Origin of the sequence: Streptomyces sp. NPDC050263, assembly GCF_040655955.1 — a bacterium.
In the GTDB taxonomy this organism is placed as follows: domain Bacteria; phylum Actinomycetota; class Actinomycetes; order Streptomycetales; family Streptomycetaceae; genus Streptomyces.
The window spans coordinates 40759-58086 of record NZ_JBFAKW010000043.1 but is presented as its reverse complement, the minus strand read 5'-3'; the positions used below and the strand labels follow the sequence as shown (position 1 = coordinate 58086).

13 protein-coding genes and 1 pseudogene are annotated in these 17328 nt (G+C 70.3%); 5 read left to right on the top strand and 9 right to left on the bottom strand.

What is annotated here, in order from left to right; translation table 11 throughout:
• Nucleotides 1-96: 96 nt before the first annotated feature.
• Nucleotides 97-612 carry a hypothetical protein gene (locus AB0J04_RS20830; protein WP_363169996.1) on the top strand — a complete coding sequence of 172 codons (516 nt, stop codon included), beginning with the start codon at nucleotides 97-99 and terminating at the stop codon, nucleotides 610-612.
• Between the two features lie 66 nt (nucleotides 613-678).
• Here AB0J04_RS20830 and clpB read toward each other — a convergent pair whose 3' ends face one another.
• The gene (clpB, locus tag AB0J04_RS20825; protein WP_363169995.1) at nucleotides 679-3276 is read right to left on the bottom strand and encodes an ATP-dependent chaperone ClpB; all 2598 of its coding nucleotides are present in this window, start codon (nucleotides 3274-3276) and stop codon (nucleotides 679-681) included.
• 203 nt (nucleotides 3277-3479) lie between these two features.
• Here clpB and AB0J04_RS20820 point away from each other — a divergent pair, with 203 nt between their 5' ends.
• Nucleotides 3480-3893 carry a TIGR03618 family F420-dependent PPOX class oxidoreductase gene (locus tag AB0J04_RS20820; protein ID WP_363169994.1) on the top strand — a complete coding sequence of 138 codons (414 nt, stop codon included), beginning with the start codon at nucleotides 3480-3482 and terminating at the stop codon, nucleotides 3891-3893.
• A 168-nt stretch (nucleotides 3894-4061) separates the two neighbouring features.
• Here the strand turns inward: AB0J04_RS20820 and AB0J04_RS20815 are convergent, their stop codons facing one another.
• Both AB0J04_RS20815 and AB0J04_RS20810 read right to left on the bottom strand, forming a co-directional pair.
• On the bottom strand, nucleotides 4062-4397 hold the full coding sequence (locus tag AB0J04_RS20815) for a hypothetical protein (RefSeq protein WP_363169993.1): 336 nt from the start codon (nucleotides 4395-4397) through the stop codon (nucleotides 4062-4064).
• Complete coding sequence (locus tag AB0J04_RS20810) at nucleotides 4394-4663, bottom strand: hypothetical protein (protein ID WP_363169992.1); 270 nt, start codon at nucleotides 4661-4663, stop codon at nucleotides 4394-4396. Before AB0J04_RS20810 ends, AB0J04_RS20815 begins: the two co-directional genes overlap by 4 nt.
• Nucleotides 4664-4805: 142 nt before the next feature.
• On the opposite strand from AB0J04_RS20810, the gene AB0J04_RS20805 reads away from it, so the two are divergent.
• Both AB0J04_RS20805 and AB0J04_RS20800 read left to right on the top strand, forming a co-directional pair.
• Nucleotides 4806-5789 carry a helix-turn-helix transcriptional regulator gene (locus AB0J04_RS20805; protein WP_358802501.1) on the top strand — a complete coding sequence of 328 codons (984 nt, stop codon included), beginning with the start codon at nucleotides 4806-4808 and terminating at the stop codon, nucleotides 5787-5789.
• Nucleotides 5790-5865: 76 nt separating this feature from the next.
• Nucleotides 5866-6867, top strand: coding sequence for a helix-turn-helix transcriptional regulator (locus AB0J04_RS20800; RefSeq protein ID WP_363169990.1), 1002 nt, complete (start codon nucleotides 5866-5868; stop codon nucleotides 6865-6867).
• Here AB0J04_RS20800 and AB0J04_RS20795 read toward each other — a convergent pair.
• The 3 genes and pseudogenes from AB0J04_RS20795 to AB0J04_RS20785 form a co-directional block, all read right to left on the bottom strand.
• The gene (locus AB0J04_RS20795) at nucleotides 6821-7969 is read right to left on the bottom strand and encodes a LuxR C-terminal-related transcriptional regulator (RefSeq protein ID WP_363169989.1); all 1149 of its coding nucleotides are present in this window, start codon (nucleotides 7967-7969) and stop codon (nucleotides 6821-6823) included. The genes AB0J04_RS20800 and AB0J04_RS20795 overlap by 47 nt on opposite strands.
• Before the next feature lie 424 nt (nucleotides 7970-8393).
• Nucleotides 8394-8818, bottom strand: a pseudogene (locus AB0J04_RS20790) (transposase); the annotation flags it as partial.
• Nucleotides 8819-8924: 106 nt separating this feature from the next.
• On the bottom strand, nucleotides 8925-10034 hold the full coding sequence (locus AB0J04_RS20785) for a substrate-binding domain-containing protein (protein ID WP_363169988.1): 1110 nt from the start codon (nucleotides 10032-10034) through the stop codon (nucleotides 8925-8927).
• A 527-nt stretch (nucleotides 10035-10561) separates the two neighbouring features.
• Here AB0J04_RS20785 and AB0J04_RS20780 point away from each other — a divergent pair.
• The gene (locus tag AB0J04_RS20780; RefSeq protein WP_363169987.1) at nucleotides 10562-11830 is read left to right on the top strand and encodes a hypothetical protein; all 1269 of its coding nucleotides are present in this window, start codon (nucleotides 10562-10564) and stop codon (nucleotides 11828-11830) included.
• A gap of 158 nt (nucleotides 11831-11988) precedes the next feature.
• On the opposite strand, the gene AB0J04_RS20775 is transcribed toward AB0J04_RS20780, so the two are convergent.
• The 3 genes from AB0J04_RS20775 to AB0J04_RS20765 are packed head-to-tail and all read right to left on the bottom strand — an operon-like array spanning nucleotide 11989 to nucleotide 17327.
• Nucleotides 11989-13719 carry a TraM recognition domain-containing protein gene (locus AB0J04_RS20775; protein WP_363169986.1) on the bottom strand — a complete coding sequence of 577 codons (1731 nt, stop codon included), beginning with the start codon at nucleotides 13717-13719 and terminating at the stop codon, nucleotides 11989-11991.
• Between the two features lie 57 nt (nucleotides 13720-13776).
• Nucleotides 13777-15165, bottom strand: coding sequence for a PQQ-binding-like beta-propeller repeat protein (locus AB0J04_RS20770; protein WP_363169985.1), 1389 nt, complete (start codon nucleotides 15163-15165; stop codon nucleotides 13777-13779).
• 53 nt (nucleotides 15166-15218) lie between these two features.
• On the bottom strand, nucleotides 15219-17327 hold the full coding sequence (locus AB0J04_RS20765; RefSeq protein ID WP_363169984.1) for a peptidoglycan DD-metalloendopeptidase family protein: 2109 nt from the start codon (nucleotides 17325-17327) through the stop codon (nucleotides 15219-15221).
• Nucleotide 17328: the final 1 nt, after the last annotated feature.

Below are 17328 nucleotides of genomic sequence, written 5' to 3'. Positions count from 1 at the left end.
AGGGGGGTGGCAAGCCCGGCCGGCTCCTGTCAGCCGTGAGCTGACATGATCCGGCCTGTTGCGCGAAGCCGCGGTGAACAGCGGGAGGGGATTCACATGGCGAACGAGCGAAGCGGGGCCGGTGTGCCGCCGGGGCCGGAGCCACGGGGCCGGACCAGGTGGGGCGTGGTGGCGGCGATCCTCGCCCTGCCGGTGCTGCTGGTGGTCGGCCTGCTGGTGCTGGTCGCCGTCTGGGTGCTGACCGACGACGAGGAGCTCGACGGGACCCGGATCGAGAAGGTGCCCTGCGCCGAGGCGCTGGCGTTCGGCGGGGCCGAGCTGCCGACCGGCGCACAGGACGCCGAGTGCACGAGGGAGTCCTGGCTGGACACGAACTACCAGGCGGACTTCCGGATGCCGCGCGCGGGCGTCGACGCCTGGCTGACGGACGCCTATCCGGAGGCCCCCGAGCCGGGCGGCCCGGGGACCGAGGCCTGCGCGCAGGGCTCGGACTACTGCTTCCAGCTCGACGTCACCGAGCACCCTGGGGCGGACGCGTACTACGTCAACGTGAACGTGACGTACGTGAACGCCGAGACCGCACGGGTGCGGTACTCGGCGTTCACGACGTGACATGACGTGACATGACGTGAGGTGACGTGAGGTGACGGGGCAGGGGCAGGGGCAGGGGCAGGGGCGCTACAGCGTCTTGCCGGTCGCCGGGCCCACGATCAGGCCCTCGCCGAAGGCGTCCACCCGGACCGTGTCGCCGTCCTTCACCTCGCCCGCCAGGATCTCCTTGGCCAGGCGGTCGCCGATCGCCGTCTGGACCAGGCGGCGCAGGGGCCGCGCGCCGTACGCCGGGTCGTTGCCCTCCTCGGCGAGCCAGGCCAGGGCCGCGTCGGTGACCTCCAGGGTGAGCCGGCGTTCGGCGAGCCGCCTCGCGAGCCGGTCGATCTGAAGGCGGGCGATCCGGCCGAGCTCCTCCTTGTTCAGGGCCGAGAAGACGACCAGGTCGTCGAGCCGGTTGAGGAACTCCGGCTTGAAGGAGGCCCTCACCACCTCCAGGACCTGCTGCTTCTTCTCCGCCTCGGTGGTCACCGGGTCGACCAGGTACTGGCTGCCCAGGTTGGAGGTCAGCACCAGGATCGCGTTGCGGAAGTCGACCGTGCGGCCCTGGCCGTCGGTGAGCCGGCCGTCGTCGAGGACCTGGAGCAGGATGTCGAAGACCTCCGGGTGCGCCTTCTCCACCTCGTCCAGCAGGACCACGGAGTACGGGCGCCTGCGGACCGCCTCGGTGAGCTGGCCGCCCTCCTCGTAGCCGATGTAGCCGGGAGGCGCGCCGACCAGGCGGGCGACGCTGTGCTTCTCGCCGTACTCCGACATGTCGATGCGGATCATGGCCCGCTCGTCGTCGAAGAGGAAGTCGGCGAGGGCCTTGGCCAGCTCGGTCTTGCCCACGCCGGTCGGGCCGAGGAAGAGGAACGAGCCGGTGGGGCGGTCGGGGTCGGCGATGCCCGCGCGGGAGCGGCGCACGGCGTCCGAGACGGCCTGGACGGCTTCGCTCTGGCCGATCAGCCGGCGGCCCAGTTCGTCCTCCATGCGCAGCAGCTTCTGCGTCTCGCCCTCCAGGAGGCGGCCGGCCGGGATGCCGGTCCAGGAGGCGACGACGTCGGCGATGTCGTCCGAGCCGACCTCCTCCTTGACCATGGTGTCCCTGGCGGCCTCCTCCTCGGCCTCCGAGGCCTCCTCCAGGTCGCGTTCCACGGCCGGGATCTCGCCGTAGAGCAGCTTGCTGGCGGTGTCGAAGTCGCCGTCGCGCTGGGCGCGCTCGGCCTGGCCGCGCAGTTCGTCGAGCTTCTCCTTCAGCTCGCCGACCCGGTTGAGGGACTGCTTCTCCTTCTCCCAGCGAGCGTTGAGACCGCGCAGCTCCTCCTCCTTGTCGGCGAGGTCGCGGCGCAGTTTGTCCAGGCGCTCGCGGGAGGCGGCGTCGGTCTCCTTGCTGAGGGCCAGCTCCTCCATCTTCAGCCGGTCGACGGACCGCTGGAGCTCGTCGATCTCGACCGGGGAGGAGTCGATCTCCATGCGGAGGCGGGAGGCCGCCTCGTCGACCAGGTCGATGGCCTTGTCGGGCAGGAAGCGGGAGGTGATGTACCGGTCGGAGAGGGTCGCGGCGGCGACCAGGGCCGCGTCGGCGATCTGCACCTTGTGGTGGGCCTCGTAGCGGCCCTTGAGACCGCGCAGGATCGCGATGGAGTCCTCGACGCTCGGCTCCGCCACCAGCACCTGCTGGAAGCGGCGCTCCAGCGCCGGGTCCTTCTCGATCCGCTCCCGGTACTCGTCGAGCGTGGTCGCGCCGACCATGCGCAGCTCGCCGCGCGCGAGCATCGGCTTGAGCATGTTTCCGGCGTCCATCGCGGAGTCGCCGCCGGCGCCCGCGCCGACGACCGTGTGCAGTTCGTCGATGAAGGTGATGATCTGGCCGTCGGAGTTCTTGATCTCGGCCAGGACGGTCTTCAGCCGCTCCTCGAACTCGCCCCGGTACTTCGCGCCGGCCACCATCGCGCCGAGGTCGAGCGCGACCAGCCGCTTGTCCTTGAGGGACTCCGGCACATCGCCCTTGACGATCCGCTGCGCGAGCCCCTCGACGACGGCGGTCTTGCCTACGCCGGGCTCGCCGATGAGGACGGGGTTGTTCTTCGTGCGGCGGGAGAGGACCTGCACGACCCGCCGGATCTCCTGGTCCCGCCCGATGACCGGGTCGAGCTTGCCCTCGCGGGCTGCGGCGGTGAAGTCGGTGCCGAACTTCTCCAGGGCCTTGTACTGCCCCTCGGGGTCGGCGCTGGTCACCCGGCGCGTGCCGCGGGCCTTCTGGAAGGCCTCCTGGAGCTTCCTGGCGGTGGCGCCCTGCTGGGTGAGCACCTCACCGGCCGCTCCGCCCTTGGCGGCGATGCCGAGGAGCAGGTGCTCGGTCGACAGGTATTCGTCCCCCAGCTCGCGGGCGCGGTTCTGCGCGTCGGCGACGACGGCCAGCAGCTCGCGGTTGGGCTGCGGGGGCGCCACGGTGGACCCGGTCACGCTGGGCAGCGAGCCGAGCACCTTCTCGGCTTCGGCCCGCACGGCGGCCTGGTCGGCGTCCACCGCGGCCAGAAGGTCGACGATGTTCTCGTTGTCCTGCCCCTGGAGCAGCGCGAGCAGCAGGTGGGCAGGGGTGAGGTCGGCGTGTCCCTGGGACACGGCTCTGCTGCTGGCCGCGTTGATCGCGTCCCGGCTCCGGTTGGTCAGCTCGGCGTCCACGTTCGCTGTTCTCCTCCTTGCGTCAGCGCTCTCCCGTACTGCTTCAGTACTGACTCAGTCAGCGTACACAAAGTTGAGTCTATTCCGCTCAAGGTTCGGAAAGGTCGTTCACGCAGGTCGTCGCGAAGGCCGTTCACGCAGGTCGTCGCGAAGGTCGTCGGGCGGCGTGCGCCAGGCGTACGGGAACGGCTAGGTTCCGGAGCATGGCCGCAGACTCGCAGGACCCCGGCGCCCCGGACGATCCGTATCTCGCCTTCTGGCGCGAACGGCATCTGTGCACGTTGACCACACCACGCCCGGACGGCAGTCCGCACGTGGTTCCGGTCGGAGTGACCTACGACCCGGAGAACCGCCTCGCCCGGGTCATCACGCTCAAGACCAGCACGAAGGTCGGCAACATCCTGGCGACGGGCCCGGCCGGCGCGCGGGTCGCGGTGTGCCAGGTGGACGGCGGGCGCTGGGCCACGCTGGAGGGCCGGGCACGCGTGGTGACGGAACCGGACCGGGTCGCGGACGCGGAGCGCCGGTACGCGCAGCGCTACGGACGCACGCCGACCCCGAACCCCGCGCGCGTGGTGATCGAGATCGAACTGACCCGGGCGATGGGACGCGGGTGAGACGGGCGGGGTGACCGGATCCGCCCCTGTCGATTTCCGGCCAAGGCTCAACCGGGCGCATAGCGGGAAATGTCGCCGCAAACTGCAGCGGCGTCACCGTGTTCAGGTCACGGTGACGCCGCTGCGGGGGGAAGCACCTGAGCGATCTGTTACGACGGGGGAATCGCGTCAGGCACTGCGGGGGGTGGCTGAGATGGTCTTCAGGGGCGGGGCCTCGGGCTCGACGAGCCGGTGGTCCCGCTGGTCCAGGTTCACAAAGATCATTCCGTATCGAACGGCACACCGCACGGGCTGCGGCGCCCCCCGGGGCTTGCGCAGGCACCGGTAGGCCCGTACGTCCTCGTCCTCGTCGCGCGTCACGACCACCGGCTCGCCGAACACGGTCACCATCAACGAGTCACCGCTGTGGGGGATGGCGGTGACCAGGTCGATGAAGTGCCAGCCGGAGCGGTAGGCGGTGGCCATTTCGCGGCGGAAGGAGCGGTCGTCGGGTGGCGTGGTCATGACTCGGCGGCCCACGTACTGTCGCCGTCGCGGACCGGAGCGACCCAGGTGCTGTCACCCAGCCCGTCGGACGCCGTGACGATCCACGTGCTGTCCGCGGCACCGTCCACAGGAGTGGACCACGTGCTGTCGAGCGCCGAGACCGTCCCGGCACCCGGGCTCCAGGTACTGTCTCGCGCCGTGTCGCCCGTCGTCCCCGTCAGGCCGCTCACCGCCGCGAAGGCCAGGGCGGCGGAGAAGGCGGCGGCAAGCGCCGAGCGAAGCATTCTCTTATGCATAGTCGGCTTCGTCCTCATTTGAAGGTCACCTCTCCCCCGTCGACTACGACGATGGCCCATTCGGGCACGTCATGGCCACACAATCGATGCATCATGTTCCTGCACGTTCAGGACCCTGGGGGGTGGAGATTTGACGAAAAATGAGACAAAGCAGACACATCCTCATGCGTCGACTGAGCTGTGCGAGGAAGGTCGCCGTCTCTACGGGAACGCTCTTCGGACGGGACGCATCGCCCGTGCGGACGTGGAGCCTGCTCCGTGTTTGATGGAGTTCGCCCTGCTCCATGCCGACCCGGACGACGCGAACTGGCTGCGCCCGGTGCCCCCGTCGATCGCGCTGTCCCAGCTGCTCAACCCGATCGAACGCGAGATAACCCAGCGCAGACGGCTGTCGGTGGAGCTCGCCGACGCTTTCGAGCCGTTCATGACCCTCAGCGCCCAGCCGACGCCGACGACCCACTCGATCACGGTGCTGGAGGGCATCGACCGGATCAACGCGGCGCTCGATCTGGCCACGTCCCAGTGCCAGACCGAGATGCTCACCGTCCAGCCGAGCCGCCGCCGGCTGGAGCACACCCTCGTCCAGGGGCTCGAACGCGACAGACCGCTGATCGAACGCGGCTGCCGCATCCGGACCCTCTACCAGCACACGGCCCGCTACAGCCCCGAGACCATCGCCTACGTCTCCCAGTTCACCGACGGCAAGGTGGAGTACCGCACCATCGACGAACTCGTGGAGCGGCTGATCATCTGCGACGAGACCGTGGCCTTCATCCCCACCCGCGACGACGGCCAGGTCGCCCTCGAACTCCGGCACCCGGGGCTCGTCCGCTACCTCATCAAGGTCTTCGAGTTCATGTGGGGCCGCGCGGTCCCGCTCGCCACCGGCGCCCCCTACGAGACCGCGCCCGACGGCATCACGGACATCCAGCACTCCATCGCCAAGCTCCTCGTCGAGGGGCACGTCGACGAGGCGATCGCCCGTCGGCTGGGCATGAACGTACGCACCTGCAGAGCCCACATCGCCAAACTCGCCACCGCCCTGGGCAGTGGCAGCCGCGCCCAACTCGGCTTCCTGATAGCCCAGTCGGGGATCCTCAAACAGGAGCCCTGAGCGCGGCCTTCCGCACGTCCTCGAAGATCCGCACGTCCTCGGGGACCGCACATCTCGAAGGGGAGGGACAACCGCAGTGAACGCGCCGCCGCACCCCCACCACGGCGTGGAGAACCTCTGCACCGCGGGCACGAGGCTCTATGAGCAGGCTCTGCGCTTCGGCCGCGTCAAGACCGAGGAAGCCGAGGCCACGGCCCCGTGCCTGCTCTCCCTGGGCCTCGTGCACCCGGCCGTGGACGACGCGGCCCAGCTCGAACCCGTCGCCCCGGCCCTCGCCCTGCACCGGCTGCTGCGCGCCTCGGGCACCCGCATCGCCGAGGAACGGCGGCGCGAGGAGCAGCTGACGACGCTGTTCGAACCCCTCATGCGGATCACCGGCGGCCGCACCGCCCCCACGGACCCCGCCTCCCTGCGGCTCCTCAGCGGCACCGAGCGGATCAACGAGGCCATCACCGAGGCGACGGCCGAGGCGACCAGCGAGGTGCTCTGCGTCCAGCCGCACGTGCACTACAGCGGGCCGCGCGGCGAGACCGCCCAGGGCGTCGCCATGGCCCGCGACCAGGCCCTGCTCGACCGGGGCTGCCGCATCCGCACCCTCTACCAGCACACTCAGCGCCATATGCCGCTCGTCCTGGCCCGCTACGAACAGCTCCGGGGCGACGCCGAGGCCCGCACCCTGGACGAGGTCACCGACCGTCTCATCGTCATCGACGGCACGGTCGCCTTCATCCCCGCAGGCGAGGACGGCCGGCTGGCCCTGGAGGTCCGCCACCCCGCCCTGCTGACCTACTTCACGACCACCTTCGACCGGCTCTGGCGGCTGGCCACGCCGATGTACCCGCAGGCGGTCCAGCGGCTGTCCCGGGACGGCGTCACGCCCCGCCAGCAGGCCATCGCCGCCCTTCTCGTCGAGGGCTGCACCGACGCCGTCATCGCCGACCGCCTCGGCATGAACATCCGCACCGCGCGCGTCCACATCGCCAAACTCGCCGCCACCCTCGGCAGCGAGAGCCGCGCCCAACTCGGCTACCTCATCGGCCGGTCGGGGATCCTTGACCGGGAACAGCACCAGGAATAGCCCCCGGAACAGCCCCGGGCACGGGGTCGGAAACCTCGACAGGGGCCGGGGACGGGGCCGGAACGCCGCCGGGTGCGGCTGTCGGGTCGGTCTGTTCTGTCGGCTGCGTGTGCGCCTCACCCGACGGGCGGTCGAGGCCGACCTGGGCTATCCGTACCCCCAGCTGGGTCCGACTGGCCGCGCCCAGGGTCTCCGACAGGCGGGCGATGTGCGCGCGGCAGGTGCGGACGCTGATGCCCAGGCGCTCGGCGATCACCGCGTCCTGGTGGCCCTCCGCCAGCAGGGCGGCGATGGACTGCTCGCGGTGCGAGATGCCCTCGATCCGGGTGTCGGGGAGCGGGGCGGTGAGCGGGACCGCCAGCCGCCACAGCCGTTCGAAGACCGTCACCAGGTAGGAGACCAGGGCCGGATGGCGCAGCTCCAGGGCCATCGTGCGGTCGGCGTTGGCCGGGATGAAGGCGACCGTGCGGTCGAAGAGGATCAGCCGGTCGATGACCTCGTCCAGGGTGCGGGCCTCCACCGCGTCGCCCATCAGCTCCAGGTAGTTGAGCAGCCCCTGGCCGTGCCGGGCGACATGGTTGTAGAGGTCCCGCATGCGCACGCCCCGGCCGCGCAGCTCCAGCGCGCGGTGCAGGCCCTCCGACAGCTCGTGCTCGCGCCGGATGCCTCCGGGCTGCACGGTGAGGACCTCGGTCGTACACGCCTCGGTCGCCGCGTCCAGGGCCGCCTGGATGCGGGAGGAGCCGTCCAGGACCCGGATCGCCGCGCCCTCGCCGGCCGTCGCGGCCCGTGCCGGACCGCCCAGGCCCGCGTACCACTCGAAGGCGGCGACCGCCGAGCCCATCCGCGTCCGGCTCGCGCTCACCTCGTCGTAGAGGCCGCGCAGCAGCCGGGTCATGACCTCCTGCGGGGAGGTCGGCACCAGCCAGTCCATGTCGTCGGGATCAGGGTGCAGCAGCGCCAGTTCCAGCAGGCACGGGACCGGCTCGGCGTCGGTCCGCGCCACCCGACCGCGCCGCACGGCCCGGGAATACACGCGATCCCCGGCCGCGCACAGTCGGTCGGCACCGTGTGGATGGTCCTCCGTCCCGTGCCCGGTCATCGTCCATCCCACCCCCGCCGTACGCCTGTTCCGGAGCGCAACTATGCGCGGCCGAGAGCGGCTCCGCAACACGGCTCCTCCGGCCAACGCCGGAGAAAACCACCTGTCTGAGTGAGTTTCTACCGGCCTCCTCCCCTCGCACTGCAACAAGCTGACGGTGGTGCGGGGTGTGCACGGCGGTGCATCGTTGGGTCAGGGGCTTCCCCCCGGGTGCTCCCCACTCGGGGGAAAGCAGTGCCGACCCGGCCGGACCACGGGGGAGTCCGGCCGGGCCAGGGGTTTCTCCGGCACACCCCGTACACCGTCCCTCCCCGGCCGCGCAGCCGCACCGGCCCCACGGCACCCCCTCGCATACGCGTGTGTGCATGCGTGCACTCCGGAAATGCCCGATTGACTCCTCCCCTCCCTGAAGGGGATTCCTGGCTCAGGCCGCCTCCTGGAGCAGCGCTTCAGGAGGTCTTCCGCCATCAGCGCCAGCCGGGGGTGAGACCAGCCCGGACGAGCATCACGCGGGCGGAGTCCTTGTCCCGTGGGGACACGTTTCCGCACGCGGTGCAGGTGTAGGTGCGCTCACCCAGCGGCAGGCGATGCCTGGCTCTCGCATCGCAGTGCGCGCAGTCCATGGTGGTGTGCGCGGGGTGCACGAGGCGGATGTCCCGCCCGTGCTTGCGGCCCATCTCGATCAGGGCCTGCTTGGGTGGCGCCGATGGCGGCGTCAGCGGCCTTGCGGGCCATGGTGGTCCTGGCGAGGAACTTCGGGCGGAAGTCCTCGACCGCGATGGCGTCGTGGTCGCGGACGACCTTCTTGGCCCACTTGCGGCCGGTGTCCTCCCGCTGCCTGGCGACCTTGACCGTGGAGTTCACCAGGGTGGCCTGACCGGGGCCCGCACGATCCGGTGACACAGAGAACCCCGCCCGGCGCCGAATGCGCCTGGCGGGGTCCGTGGGGCGACGACTACTTCAGGCCGATGGCGTCGCAGGCGGCCTTGAACTTGGGGGTGCAGATGTCGGCGACGGTGTAGATGCCGTCGGCGACGACGGTCTGCTTGATGTTCTTCTTCGTCAGCGCGACCACGGTCACCAGCTTGGCCGGAATATCCTTGTTCGTCGGGCTGTCGACCCGGTCCCGGGTGAGGGCGTCGAACTGGATGTTGCGGCCCTGCACCTTGGCGACGGCCGCCTCGGCGGCGGCCTCGGCCTCGCTCGGGTACGGCTTGTAGACGCTCATGAACTGCTCGCCGCTGATGATCCGCTGCACGGCCGGCAGCTCCGCGTCCTGGCCGGTGATCGGGGGCAGGTCGGTGTCGCTGACGCCCGCCGCCTCCAGGGCCTTGATGATGCCGCCGGCCATGGCGTCGTTGGCGGAGTAGACGCCGGCGATGTTGTCCTTGCCGATCGCCTCGATCGCCTTCGTCATGCTGGCCTGGGCGATCTCCGGGCTCCACTTGTTGGTGTCGTACGTCTTCGCGATCGTGACCCGGCCGTTGAGCTCGTTGAGCGCGCCCGCCTTGAACTGCCCGGTGTTCGGGTCGGTGGGCGAGCCGTTCACCATGACGATCTTGTCGCTGAGCTGGGCGTCGCCGATGGCCTCCACGAGCGTGCGGCCCTGCACCTCGCCGACCAGCTCGTTGTCGAAGGAGACGTACCCGTCGATGGGGCCCTCGGCGAGCCGGTCGTAGGCGATGACCGGAATGTTCGCTTCCTTGGCCTTCTTCACCATGGGGGCGATGGCGTGCGAGTCGACGGCGTCCAGCAGGATGACGTCGACCTTCTGGTCGATCATCTGCTGCATCTGGTTGTTCTGTGTCTTGGGGCTCGCGGCGGCGTTCGCGTACTCGGTCTTGCCCTTGTTCTGCGTGAGCTCGGCGACCTTCTTCTTGATGATGGGGTAGTCGAACTCCACGTACCGGGTGTTCGTCTCCTCCGGCATCAGGACGCCCACGGTGATGTCGTTGCTCCGGGTCGGTGTCGCACTGCCGGCGCTCTCCGAGGCCCCCAGCATCCCGCATCCGGCGAGCGAGAGGGACATCGTGGAGGCGACCACAGCTATGGCGAAACGACGCATTCAGGGGCTCACTTCAGGTGCGTTCGGGGCGATGCGGACATGGGTGCGACATGGTGACCCAGGTATCTGAAAGACAACGCGGCGCTTGCCTCCGGCGTCAAGCAAAACCACTTAACGAAGTAGCAACATCACCCTCCGCTTAGCGGTCGTCCCATGCGTGAAGACATGGCGGAGGCAACGCGGAGACGCCGGAGAGACACCGGAGAGACACTGCGAAGACCCGGCCGGGGAACCGACCGGGGAACCGGCCGGCCGAGAGCCCGTAATACGCCTGTGACCAGTGGAATTGCCGCTTCCGGCGCTGTTGCGAAGCAGTGACGGAGCGATGGGTTGATCAGGCGTGAAGTCCGGGTGAAGATCAGTGCACCGCGAGCCGCCGGGGGGACGGTCAGGACCGGTCGGCGCGCAGGCACTTCTCTCTTCTCTGCTCGGCTCGTCTCGGCTCGTCGCCGCTCTTTCCTGCTCTTCGCTTCTCCGCTCTTCGCTTCTCCGCTCTTCGCTCAGTTGATTCCTTGGGGGGATTCGTCATGTCCGTTCGTTCCGTCGCCGCCCACCGCCTCCGGACCGCGGCCGCCACCGCCGTCGTCGCCGCTGTCGCCGGCACCGCCTTCGTCCCGGCCGACGCCGTCGCCGCCGACAAGGCGGGCGGGCACGCGCTGAAGATGACGCTCGGCGCGCCCTCTCCGGGGGCCCCGCTGAAGCGCGGCGGGGCGACCGAGTCGATGGTCCTCACCGTCGCCAACTCCTCCGACAAGGCACAGGAGTTCGCGGCCTGGCTGCCGGGCGAGCCGAACGGTCCGAGCCCGGTGCTGAAGGACTCCATCGTCTTCGACGTGACCGCGATCGACGCGCCCGCGACCAAGTCCCGGGTCGGACGGCAGGACGGCAACTTCCAGGGCCTGTTCTTCCCGGCCACCGGCAACGCGGCGTCCAGCTTCTCCATCCCGGCGAAGACCGCGTTCACCTGGAAGGTCACCGTCGGCCTCGGCGCGTCCTACCCCACCAACGACGGCGACTTCACGCTCACCGCGGGCCCGTTGACCTCCAACGTGGAGGCGGACCCGGCCCACAACACCGTGGTCTTCAAGACCGACCCGGCCATCACGCCCGGCAAGCTGAACGTGGCGTGGCAGCAGAAGGCGGGCGCCGTCGCCCGGCCCGGTCAGCGTGCCGAGCTGGTGCTGAACGCCACCGCCACCGGCCCGGGCGAGTTCCCCGCCGAGTTGCAGCGCACGGTGTCGGCCCAGCAGTTCCGCCAGGGCGCGGGCAACCCGGACTTCATTCTCGAGGCCGAGATCGACGGCGCGATCGTGAAGCTGAAGGAGTTCAACGACAGCGAGTGGGAGCTCCCCTCGATAGCCAGGGGCTTCAGCGCCGCCAAGGGCACCGAGGGCATCAAGCTCTACCTCTCGCTGGGCAAGAACACCGACATCAAGAAGGACACCGTCGTCCCGCTGGACGCGCTCTTCTCCCAGGAGGACTCCTGGGGCTTCAACGGCGCCGAGACCCAGGTGAAGGCAGGCCCGTCCCTCACCACCACGCCGAGCGGCACGCCGTCCACCACCCCGTCCGCTTCCCCGTCCGCCGCGCCGTCCACCTCGCCGTCCCCGTCCGCCTCCGCCTCCCCGTCGGCCTCCCCCTCCGCCACCACGACCACGACCACGACGGGCTCGCTGGCCGACACCGGTGCGGGCAACGGCGCCCTCTACGGCGCCCTGGCCGCCGCCCTGCTGGCCGTCGGCGGCGCGGCGACCTGGTTCGGGACGCGCCGTCGCCGGGCGACGACGCGCGTCTGATCGTCGAGGCACGCGGTACGTACACGGGAGAGGGCCCGGAGGCTGGTGTCACCGCCTCCGGGCCCTCCCCGTCGTCCGCGTTCTCCGCGTTCTCCGCGTTCTCCGCGTTCTCCCCGTCGTCCGCGTTCTCCGCGTTCTCCCCGTCGTCCGCCGTGGGGTCAGCGCGCCCCGGGGTCGTACTTCTTCAGCGAGGCCTGGACCTCGGCGGCGTACGCGCCCTCCCACCACGGGACCGTCTCGACCAGCACCGGCTTGGTGCCGGAGGCGAGGACGAGGGCCCGGCCGGGAGGCATCGCACCGAGGTCGGAGACCTGGAGCACCCGCTCGCGGCGCGTGGACTCGCTGATCGCGCGGTTGCCGGACCAGCCGCCGAACTCCGACTCACGGCTGGTCTGGTACTCGCGCAGCTCGAACTCGCCCGCCAGCTCGCTCAGGTCGCCCAGGAAGCGGGTGTCGGAGACGCCGCCGCCGTAGACCCGGACGTTCGCGGCGGACCACAGCTTCTCCATGCCGCGCTCGCCCCACACCTCGATGCCCTGCGCCCAGGACTGCAGGATCGTCATCAGGATGATGCCGCGCGAGCCGTAGTGGGAGTACAGGTCGGGAAGGTTGCGCCAGCGGCACACGTTGGCCGCCTCGTCGAGCACGCCGACGAGGGGCAGCGGGAGCCGCCCGCCGCGCTGCGTGGTGGCGAACTCCTCGGCGGCCTCGACGACGGCGACGGTGAGCGCGGTCACCAGCGGTCCCGCGGAGTCGCGTCCCTCCCGGCTCAGGGAGTAGAGGGTGCCGCCGCTGCGCACGAACTCGTGCGGGTTGAACTCGCCCGCGTACTCGTCGGCGGGCGGCGTCACCCACCGGTTGACTTCCGGGTTGACCAGGCAGGACGCCATCTGCTGGGCGACGCCGTAGATGCCGCTGCGCTGCTTGTCGGGCGCGTTGATCACGCCGGCCAGGCCGTCCGCGGACATGGCGTGCCCGGCGCCGCGCAGGATCCGCTCCGGGGCGTCGTCCTTGGGGTTGGAGAGCCAGGTGTAGATCTGCGTGATGGGCGCCTTGGCGCAGGCGGCGGCGAGCAGCAGGTTGGCGAGCAGGTCCTGGCCGGCCGGGTCGAAGAAGGCGTCGGTGGAGGCATTGGCGTCCCGCGAACCGCTGGCGAAGTGGTCGGCCATCTTGCGGGCCTTGGCGACGTCGGTGACGTACGACAGCGGGTTCCACCACCAGGTCGGCTCCTCCTGGGCGACCTGCTGCGGGTCGAACACCCACACCGGCCCGCGCGCGGTGCGCGGACCCCGGGTGGCGTCCACGATGTCCCGCTTGTTGGAGGTGACGAGAACGGCGCCGGGCCCGTCGAGGATGGCAGGGATGGCACGCCGGGTGGTCTTGCCGGTCCGCGGCCCCCAGATGTCCACGTGCATGTCCTCATAGGACCCGTACAGCGGCTGCCGCCCCTTGACGGACCGTCCGATGAACACGCCGGGCGTGGACGACTGCACGCCGAGCCGCTCGGCGGTGGCGGCGGCGCCCTTCATGGTCAGCTTGCCGAGCTCCTCGCCCTTCGCGAGGTGCTTGGCGGCGCCGTCCACCTCGGGCTTGTTCCGGAACCGCTCGCGCACCCGGTAGGCGGCCAGGCCGAGCAGCCCGACGACCACCGCCTCCCCGGCCGCGACGGCGCCGGCCGCCGAACCGGGCCAGCGGTAGTCGCCCTTGACGACCTCGACGAGGAACGTCAGGGGATTGGACGCCGGCGCGGGCTCGTCGGCATACCCGGCCCCGATCTTCGCCGCGAGCCAGGCGCCGGCCCCGACCAGGAGCACGACCGCGACGGCGATGACGATCTCAAACGTCCAGTCGTCCTCGGCGCGGGGCTTCTTCTGCTGTTCTGCGGTCACCCGCGGGTCCGTCCTTTCTGGACTTCCTGGCCTGTGTGGGGATCGGCCGGGTGCCGGTCAGGCCTTTGTCGCCAGGAAAGCGAAGAGGCCGTCGTCGGCAGGGATGAGTGTGTAGCCGTTGGTGGTGAACTGCGTGGGTGCGTTCGTCCCCTGGGGGAGCACGCCCATCAGGCTCTTCGTCGCCATGGACAGGGCTCCCTGGTCGGACTCGAGCTCCGCGAACAGGACATCGCCCGTCGTCACCGCGACCGGTCGGATCTCCTTCTCGTCGGCCCCCTGTCGCCACAGCTCGGCACCTGTCGCGGTGTTCCAGGCCACCGCTTCTCCGGCGAAGTTGACGACGGCGGTCGTGCCGTCGGGGGAGACGACGGGGACGTCGACCTGGTCGAACTCCTTGAGCGTGGTGCGTGGACCGACGGCCAGGGTGGCTCCGGTGCGCAGGTCGACGGTGGTGATCACCGCGTCGTTGGAGCCGCTCGCCGACCAGACGAGGATTCCCTGGTTGCCGTGGAGGGCGTGGAGCTCGGCATCCGGTTCCTCGTCGTCCTCGATCTGCGCGACGACGTCCGTGGGCGGGGTGAGGTCCGTCGTGGTCCAGAGGGACTTGCCCGTGCTGCGGTCGATCACCGACAGGGGTTCGTTCCTGCCGTCGCCCTCGACCGCGTATCCCTGTCCGGTGCCGATGGGATCGGCCTCGGCGAGCTTCGCGGGAAGCACGAGGTCCTTGCCGCCACCGATGGGCGCCAGCGTGCGGTCCTCGTCACCCTCGCCGGGCAGAAGCACATGCCCCCGTACGACGGGGAGTCCCGCATGCTCCTCGTCGGTGTACGTGGAGCTGCCCAGCTTCGTGCCGCTGGGCGCGTACATGGTGTAGACGGTCTTCACCGCGGCCTTCTTCAGGCCGCTGGCCTCGGTGTTCTCGCAGCTGCGGATCAGCACGGCCGGGGAGCCGTCCTTCCAGGTGCCCACCTGGACCTGCGCGTCGCGGCCGGGTGCGTCACTCACGGACGGGTCGTACGTGCACTCGACGGTGAAGGCCTTGCGCTCCTTGCCGGTCGCCGCGTCGTAGAGGTGACCGACGAAGTGCGCCGTCTGCGGGTCCGTCTCGCCCTCCGCGACCGGCTCGGACAGGTCCTCGACCAGGAGGAAGGCGTCGCCGACCGCGCAAATGCCGTCCTGCACCTGTTTGTCGGCCGCCAGAGCGGCGTCGCCTGCGCACCACTGGTAGGCATCGGTCTGCTGAGCAAGGCTCCACGCGGGCTTCGCCGAGAGCCCGGGGATCGGGTCGCCCGGGTAGGCGAGCGACATGGCCGCGGACGCCGACGCGTGCGGGGAGGCCGGTCCCGTCGCGTCCTTACCCGCCGGCTCGTCATCGCCTCCGCAGCCGGTGAGCAGTCCCAGGGACAACACTGCACCGGCGATGAGGGCGTTACATGGCTTCGTCACTTCCGTGCTCCATCAGGTGAGATCAGACATGAGTGGCGGGCGCGCGCCAGGCTTCAGGCACCCGCGGTGTTGTTCGTGCCGTCGCCCTCGACCGCGTTCGTGCCCTGGGGGATCGGGACGCGGTAGACGCCGGTGATCTCGTCCTGGTAGTCCCACTTGCTGAACTCGACCGACTTGCCCGGCCGAGGAGCATGGATGATCTTGTGGCCCTTGGGGTCCCAGACCAGGCCGACGTGGCCCGAGTGGTTGCCCTCCGGCCGGAAGAAGATGACGTCGCCGGGCTGGGCCTCGGACAGGGGCACCTCGTACTTCTTGAGGTAGGGCTCCTGGGTGTACGTCGTCGTGCCGATGTTGATCTTCCCCCCGCTGGCCATGTAGTACGCCCACTGCGTGAAGCTGGAGCAGTCGAAGCTGGTCGGGTTCTGGCCCTGCAGCCGGGGCGCGCCGAACACGTACGGGGTGCCGATGCCTCGCTGCGCCCAGCCGAGGACCGCCCGGATCACCGGGTCGTCGGAGTCGGGGAGAACACCGGAGGCGCCGGCGCCGTCGGGGGCGACGGCCGCACCGCCGTTCTCCTCCGCGCAGTCGGCGTACTGGGCGTCCTTGCCCTGGTCGTCGGAGTCCGCGGAGCCCGGGACCGTGCCGTAGTCGGGGTTGGCGGTGATCCGGCCCTTCATCCACTCCTGGGGGTCGACCATGCCGGGGCCCGCGTCCTGGCCGCCGACGAACGGGTTGTCGACCCCCGGGACCCGCACCTCCCAGTGCAGGTGGGGTCCGGTGACGTTGCCGGTCGCGCCGACCGTGCCGATCTGCTGACCGCGCTTGACCGTCTGGCCGACGGACACCTTGATGGTGGTCTGGTGGGCGTAGAGCGTGATGACGCCGTCCGCGTGCCGGATCTCCGTCTCGTTGCCGTACGAGCCGCCGGGGCCCGCGTGGACGATCTTGCCGTCGGCCGGCGCGTAGATCGGAGTGCCGGAGGTCGCCACGAGGTCGAGGCCGGTGTGGTAGCCGAGGCTCCACATGCTGCCGTTCTCGTGGTACTTGGTGCCGAGCGTGTAGCTGCCCTCCTTGAGCGGCCACTGCCACCCGGCCCCGCCGGTGGGCTGCTTGGCGGCCGGGAAGGCGACCGTGGTGACGCCGGTGGAGGAGAGGGTGTTCGCCGCGTAGGCGGCCGGCTGCATGGCCGTCGTGGTCGTCGCTCCTTCGCTGCCGTCCAGCGGCGGGGTGGACCACGAGCGGGGCGAGGTCGCGGCGATGCTGAGCGCCGAGCTGGGCTGGGCGTTGTTGCCGACCGGCTCCGGGATGTCCGACTGCTGCCCGAGCGTGGGGAAGTCGGGGTTCTTGTCGACGGTCGCCTTCAGATGGGCGTACCAGCGCTTGATCAGGTCCTGATCGCCCGTAAGCACGCCGTGGTAGCGGGTGGCCTGGGTGATGACGACCCGCGGGTAGATCGTGTTGGACGCCGTGGAACCGGAATAGATCTGCAGTGCCTTGAAGGCCTGGGTCTCGGCCTTCTTGGCGTGCAGGAAGTTGGCGGCGGCCCAGGCCGCGTCGTCGATGTTGTAGAGGTCCTTCTTGCCGTCGCCGTTGCCGTCGGCGCCGTAGTCCGTCCAGGCGGGCGTGCCGAACTGCAGGATGCCCATGTAGCCGAGGGAGTTCTTGCCGCCGGGTGCGGCCGACTTGTCCTGGCCGTACTTCGTCTCCTGGTACATCTGCCCGGCTATGAGCGCCCAGTCGAGGCCCTCGTAGCGGGCCGCGGCGCGCATCGCGGCGAGGATCATCTTCGGCGGTATCTCGTTGCGCGCCGTCTCGCTGGGCATGTACATCTTGCCGGCCGGCAGGATCGGGTTGGTGGCCGCGGCGTCACCGGTGTTGCCGGCTTCGGCGTTGTCGGCGTAGTCGCCGCAGGCAGCCGCGACGGCGCCGTTTCCGGTCCCGCCGATCATGCCCATGAGGACGACGATCGCCAGGGACATGCCGCCGAAGGTCAGCAGCCCTCCGCTGCCGCCGAGGACGAGCCAGAGCTTGAGGTTGCTCTTGTCCTTGCCCTTTCCCTCGCCCTGACCGCCTCCCCCCGACGCGGCCTGACGGGCCTTCTTGGCGGTCTTGGCGATCTTCGCGGCCTTCTGCGCGGCCGCGAGTACGGCGGGTGCCACCATG

Excerpts from the sequence above, each read along its gene's own strand:
- AB0J04_RS20765 (WP_363169984.1), bottom strand. The coding sequence starts at position 17,327 with ATGGTGGCACCCGCCGTACTCGCGGCCGCGCAGAAGGCCGCGAAGATC.
- AB0J04_RS20780 (WP_363169987.1), top strand. The coding sequence starts at position 10,562 with ATGTCCGTTCGTTCCGTCGCCGCCCACCGCCTCCGGACCGCGGCCGCC.
- AB0J04_RS20785 (WP_363169988.1), bottom strand. The coding sequence starts at position 10,034 with ATGCGTCGTTTCGCCATAGCTGTGGTCGCCTCCACGATGTCCCTCTCG.
- AB0J04_RS20810 (WP_363169992.1), bottom strand. The coding sequence starts at position 4,663 with ATGCTTCGCTCGGCGCTTGCCGCCGCCTTCTCCGCCGCCCTGGCCTTC.
- AB0J04_RS20830 (WP_363169996.1), top strand. The coding sequence starts at position 97 with ATGGCGAACGAGCGAAGCGGGGCCGGTGTGCCGCCGGGGCCGGAGCCA.
- AB0J04_RS20815 (WP_363169993.1), bottom strand. The coding sequence starts at position 4,397 with ATGACCACGCCACCCGACGACCGCTCCTTCCGCCGCGAAATGGCCACC.
- AB0J04_RS20795 (WP_363169989.1), bottom strand. The coding sequence starts at position 7,969 with ATGACCGGGCACGGGACGGAGGACCATCCACACGGTGCCGACCGACTG.
- AB0J04_RS20820 (WP_363169994.1), top strand. The coding sequence starts at position 3,480 with ATGGCCGCAGACTCGCAGGACCCCGGCGCCCCGGACGATCCGTATCTC.